This window comes from Komagataeibacter kakiaceti JCM 25156, assembly GCF_000613305.1.
Map to the genome: position 1 here is coordinate 1 of NZ_BAIO01000133.1, position 5,582 is coordinate 5,582.

The window sequence follows — 5,582 nt, forward strand, 5'->3', positions numbered from 1 at the left end:
TGCTGATCCTGATCGCGGGCTTCGCCGCCACGGCCGTGGTCGAGCGCATGGCGTGGAAACGCGGGGCCATGCCGCGCGGCTACATGACGTTGCAGTGGTTCGTCATCTGTCTCGGCGAGGTCTGTTTCCTGGCCATACTCGCCGCCTGCCTGGGCATGCGGCCGGGCAACTGAGCCGTGGGTCAGACGGTCCATCCGGCCCGCGTAATAAAAAACCCGGCATGACGCGCATGCCGGGTTTCCTTCGGGATCAGGCCCGGACGTTCTAGCTGTTCTGGAGCGCGCGCAGCACATCCGCCGGGCGCACCGGCATGTGGCGCAGGCGCACGCCCACCGCGTTGAAGATGGCGTTGCCGATCGCGGGGCCGACCACCGTCGTGCCCGGTTCACCCAGGCCCATCGGCTTTTCGGTGCTGGGCAGGAACTCGATATCCATTTCCGGCGTATCGGCAATGCGCAGCGGGGTGTAGGTGTTCAGGTTGCGATCAACCGGCAGGCCGTTCACGATTTCCGTGTTTTCAAACAGGATCATGCTCAGCCCCCACAGCGCGGCCCCCTCCGTCTGGGCCTTCGCCCCGTCCGGATCGACCACGGTACCGGCATCAACCACGATGGTCAGCTTTTCACACCGCACCACGCCGGTTTTGCGGTCCACATGGACCTGCGCGCAGCAGGCGATCCATGTCGGCATGCCGCGTTCCTGCCCTGCCGTGGTGGCAAGCCCAAGCGCGGTGTCCTTGGGCAATGTCGTCTTGCCCCAGTTCACCTTTTCCATGAGCCTGCGCACGACCGCGGCCTGACGCAGCGCGCCGCCCACGGAATCGGGGGCCTGCCCCCTGTTGCGGCCCTGCGCCGTCAGCAGGTCGAGACGGAACTGCGCCGGATCCTTCTTCTGCCGGTGGGCCACTTCGTCAAGGAAGCATTCAATCCCCCAACTGGTCCAGCCGGGACTGACCGAGCGCAGCCAGCCGGGGCGGAAGGTCTTTTCCGCCAGGTCATTGCGCAGTGCGCGCACACGGAAGGCCCCGACCTCGTACCAATGGTCGCCACCGGCGATGGCGAACTGGTCATAGGGCTTGTCATCCACGCCCTTTTCCATGAAGGCCGCCGCCATGACACCCGTCGGCCAGCCCGCCGCCGCCTGATAGTCCATGGCGGTGATGTTGTCGCCGCCATCGAACGCCATGCGGACACGCTGGACCGAAGGCGAGCGGAAGGAATCGAACTGCATGTCATCCGAGCGGGTCAGGATCAGCTTGACCGGCCTGCCCCCCAGTGCCTTGGAGGCAAGGGCGGCGGGGATCATGTAATCCCCGTTAAGACGGCGGCCAAACCCGCCACCCAGCAGGTAGCTGCGCAGGACGATCTTGGATTCCGGCACATCGAGCGCCTTGGCCAGCGTGGGCAGGATCAGGCTCTGCCACTGGTTGCCGGCATGGATCTCGTAAACGCCATCCTTCTGGAAGGCGAGGGCGTTGGTCGGCTCCAGCTGGTAGTGCAGCACGGACGCGCAGGTATATTCCTGGTCCATGACGGTATGCGCGCCGGAAAACGCCTGATCCACGCCATCATCATTGAAGATGTAGACGCCACCATCCCTGTTGTTGATCAGCGCACGGCCGCGATCCTGAATGTCGCGCTCGGACGTATGCGCGGTCTCGCCCGCGTGCCAGTCCACCTTCAGCGCATCCGCCGCGCGGATGGCCGCGCTGTAGCTGCTGGCCAGCACCACGACCCAGCCCTGCACGGTTTCGGACGGATCCTCGATCAGCAGGTAGCGCACATAGCCCTTGACCTTGCGGGCCTGCGTATCGTCAACCGAACGGACCTTCGATCCGTACCGGGTGGGCGGCATCTTGGGGCGGGCATACAGCATGCCCTCCTCCTTGGCGTCGATCCCGTAAATGGCGGTGCCATTGGTCTTGGCCGGAATGTCCAGCGCCTTGATTTCGGCATTGCCGATCAGCCTGCGCTCACTGGCGGGCTTGAGCGGCAGCCTGGCCATTTCCTCGGGCGTGAAGGTATGGGACGGATGCCCCTTGGCCACGATGTCGCCAAAGCTGATCTGCCTGTCACCCGCGCTGACGATGCTGTTGGCAACCGTGCATTTATCCGCCGTGGTGCCCAGCAGGCGGGCCGCTTCCTCCACCAGCGCCGTGCGCGTGGCCGCGCCAGCCTGACGGAAGATGTCCCATGTCATCCACACCGACCAGCTTCCGCCGGTGACCATCAGGCCCCATTTGGGGTCGGTATCGACATAGTTGATACGGACCTTGCTCCAGTCGGCTTCCATCTCGTCGGCAATGATCCGGGCGAGGGCGGTGCCGATATGCTGGCCCATTTCCGCGCGGATGATGTTGACCGTGATCTCCCCATCCGGGGCGATGGCGCACCAGATGGTCGGCTCGAACGCGCCATCGCCGGGCAGCGCCTGATCGAGGGGGAAAATCTGGTTGGCGGCGGCCGGACGCGCGAAGCCGAACATGACCCCCGCGCCGAGCGAGGTGACAAGGAAGCCGCGACGGGACAGGGAAGCCTGCTCGCGGCGTCCGTCCTTACCCAGTCGGAAGCGGTTCAATCTACCCATTTGATGTATCTCCGCGTGCGTTGGCAGCGGCCTTCTTGATAGCCTCCCGAATACGGACATAGGTCATGCACCGGCACAGGCTGCCCGCCATGACGCGTCGATTTCCTCATCCGTGGGCGCGGGGTAATCCTTCAGCAGGCTGATGGCCTGCATGATCTGGCCGGACTGGCAGTAACCGCATTGCGGAACCTGAATCTCGCGCCAGGCCTGCTGGACCGGGTGGTTCCCCTCCGGGTCGATCCCCTCGATGGTGGTGATGTCCGCGCCCTCGGCGGCGCTGATGGGGGTCACGCATGAGCGTGTGGCCCGGCCACCGATATGCACGGTGCAGGCGCCGCACATGCCGATGCCGCAGCCGAACTTCGTTCCGGTCAGGCCAACTTCATCACGGATGACCCATAGCAGGGGGGTATCCGCCGGTACGTCAACGGTTACGTCGCGTCCATTGAGGCGAAAGGTCGTCATGTTCTAGCTCCGTCTTTCAGCTCAATGGGACGACGCGACGGGGGAGGCGGGCAGGGTCCTGCGCACCTCGGCCGCCTTCTTTTCCAGATCGGTCCATGGCGGCAGGGTCGTGCGCGTGGCGCGCAGATAGGCCGCGAGACGGGCCAGATCCGCATCGGACAGGGAATGGTAGAAACTGGGCATGGAAACTGTGGAAATACCTTCTGTCGTGCCGATACCGCGCAGGATGACCTGGAACAGGTTGGTCGGCTCATCCAGCCACAGCGCGTTGTTCAGGGCCAGTTCGGGGCGGCCTTCAACCGGCTGCGGGCCGGAATTGGCGTGGCAGGCGGCGCAGGCCCCGGCATAAAGCCGCGCGTTCGGGTTGGTCTGCGGCCCGACCAGATCCCTCATGGACGCGTTCATGGCCCAGGCGATGGCCTTGGGATCCTGCCCGACGCGGCTGGATGCGTGGTCGATATCGGCCAGATAATGCGCGATGGCATGCACATCGGATTCCGGCAGTTCGCTCAGGCCGCCATGCACCACGGGCGACATCGGACCGGCCGCGCTGCCATGCAGCGGGGCGGAACCGAAGCGCAGGTATTTGAAGAACTCGTCCTCGGTCCAGACAACGGGGGTGGGGTTATGCGCGTTGAGCGGGGGCGATCCAGTTATCAACGGTCGAGCCATCATACGCGGCGCTGCCCTTTTCCGCGCCCATGGGGTTGCGGGGGGTGTGGCAGGCGGCGCAATGGCTCAGCCCTTCGGCCAGATAGGCGCCCCGGTTCCACTCGGCGTCATGCGCGGGGTCGTTCTTCAGCAGCCCTTCCTTGAGGAACAGGAGCTTCCAGCCCGCCTGCGCCATGCGGATGTTGAACGGGAAACCCACCGTGTTCTCACGCTTGACCGAATGAACGGGCGCGCGCGTCATGAGGAAGGCATAGACATCATTGATGTCCTGATCCGTCATGTGCGTGAAGTGATCGAACGGGAAGGCGGGGAACAGGTGCGCGCCATCACGCGACACGCCCTTGCGCATGGCGCGCATGAAGGCGGCCTGTGACCAGCGCCCGATGCCCGTTTCCGGATCCGGCGTGATGTTGGAGGAGAAGATGGCGCCAAAAGGCGTGTCCATCTTGTAGTCACCAGCCAGTTCGACCCCGCGCGTGCCATCCGTGCGGGTGTGACATTCAGCGCAGTAGCCGCCAGCGGCCAGCACGCGCCCGTGCTCGATCTGGGCAGGCGTGAAGGTGGAAGGCGGTGGCGGCGCGACCGGCGCAATGGCCGGATACCACGCAAGGGCCAGGAACCCGACGCCACCGGCGACACCGATCCCCGCAATCGCTGCTGCAATGCGTTTAATCACGATGTTCTCGCGGTTGTGAAAGTCATCATATCACCCCGTATCATCCGTCCGATTCCGGTCCTGTATGGGCAGGAAACACGGCGGGCGGCGCATCGTTGCACCGCCTGCGAAACACCGGGCGAGCCGGATGTCGGGAACATCGGCGCCACGGCGGAAACTCAGTATTCCTGTTTCCTAATCAAGCCGTTCGGGCGCACGTAAGATGAAAGCCATGATAAGACTTATTCGGTTTTGCACTGAATGCCAGCTTTGGGCTGCAAAACTTGAATAACTGCACTGTAAACACCGGTTTACGGCAGCGTCTATATTTGTGTGAATATAGACATTAACGGGATTGTCAATCCGGGGAAGGATTTTTTCCTTCCCCGGCAGGGTGATTCAGTTCTGGTCGGCCAGGGTATAGGCAACGATGTAGTCACCCATCCTGGTGCCGAACGACCCATGGCCACCGTCGGCGGTCACGATGAACTGCCGGCCATCCACCGCATAGGTCATGGGGGTGGACTGACCACCGGCGGGCAGGCGGTCCTGCCACAGTTCACGCCCGGTCGTAACGTCATAGGCGCGGATGTAATAATCCAGCGTCGAGGTCAGGAACGCCACGCCACCGGCCGTGGTAAGCGGGCCGCCAAGGCTGGGCACGCCCATCTTGATCGGCAGGGGCAGCGGCGCGCTGTCACGGATCGTGCCGTTGCGGTGCTTCCACACGATCGTGTTGGTGCGCAGGTCGATGCCCGACATGTAACCCCACGCGGGCTGCTTGCACGGCAGGCCGAGGGGCGAGAGGAACGGATGCAGGTCCACCCCGTAAGGCACGCCAAACTGCGGCTGCACCCCGCTCTCGCTGCCCGAGGGCAGGGACTTGTCCGGTGTGGCCGGATTGTTCGGGCCGCGCGGGATCAGCGTTGATACGAACGGAATGGCGATGGGGTTGGCGATCGCGATCTGGCGCTCGGGGTCAACGGCCAGGCCGCCCCATTCAAACATGCCCAGATTGCCGGGGAACACGAGCGTGCCCTGAAGGGAAGGCGGCGTGAACGGGCCATCATAGCGCAGGCGGTGGAACATGATGCGGCAGATCAGTTGATCGTACATCGTGCCGCCCCACATATCGGCGTCGGTCAGGTTGTTCTTGGGGCGGAAAGTCAGCTCGGAGAAGGGCTGCGTGGGCGAGAGATGATCG

Annotated in this window: 1 protein-coding gene and 3 pseudogenes; all 4 read right to left on the reverse strand. The window is 64.1% G+C overall.

The features are described from left to right. Positions 1-264: 264 nt before the first annotated feature. Positions 265-2,586 carry a xanthine dehydrogenase family protein molybdopterin-binding subunit gene (locus JCM25156_RS08800; protein WP_025812801.1) on the reverse strand — a complete coding sequence of 774 codons (2,322 nt, stop codon included), beginning with the start codon at positions 2,584-2,586 and terminating at the stop codon, positions 265-267. Beyond that, positions 2,579-3,051, reverse strand: a pseudogene (locus JCM25156_RS22910) ((2Fe-2S)-binding protein). The gene JCM25156_RS08800 and the pseudogene JCM25156_RS22910 overlap by 8 nt, the downstream one beginning before the upstream one ends. 21 nt (positions 3,052-3,072) lie before the next feature. Then, positions 3,073-4,399, reverse strand: a pseudogene (locus JCM25156_RS22915) (c-type cytochrome). A 378-nt stretch (positions 4,400-4,777) separates the two neighbouring features. Beyond that, a pseudogene (locus JCM25156_RS08820) lies at positions 4,778-5,582 on the reverse strand (membrane-bound PQQ-dependent dehydrogenase, glucose/quinate/shikimate family); the annotation flags it as partial.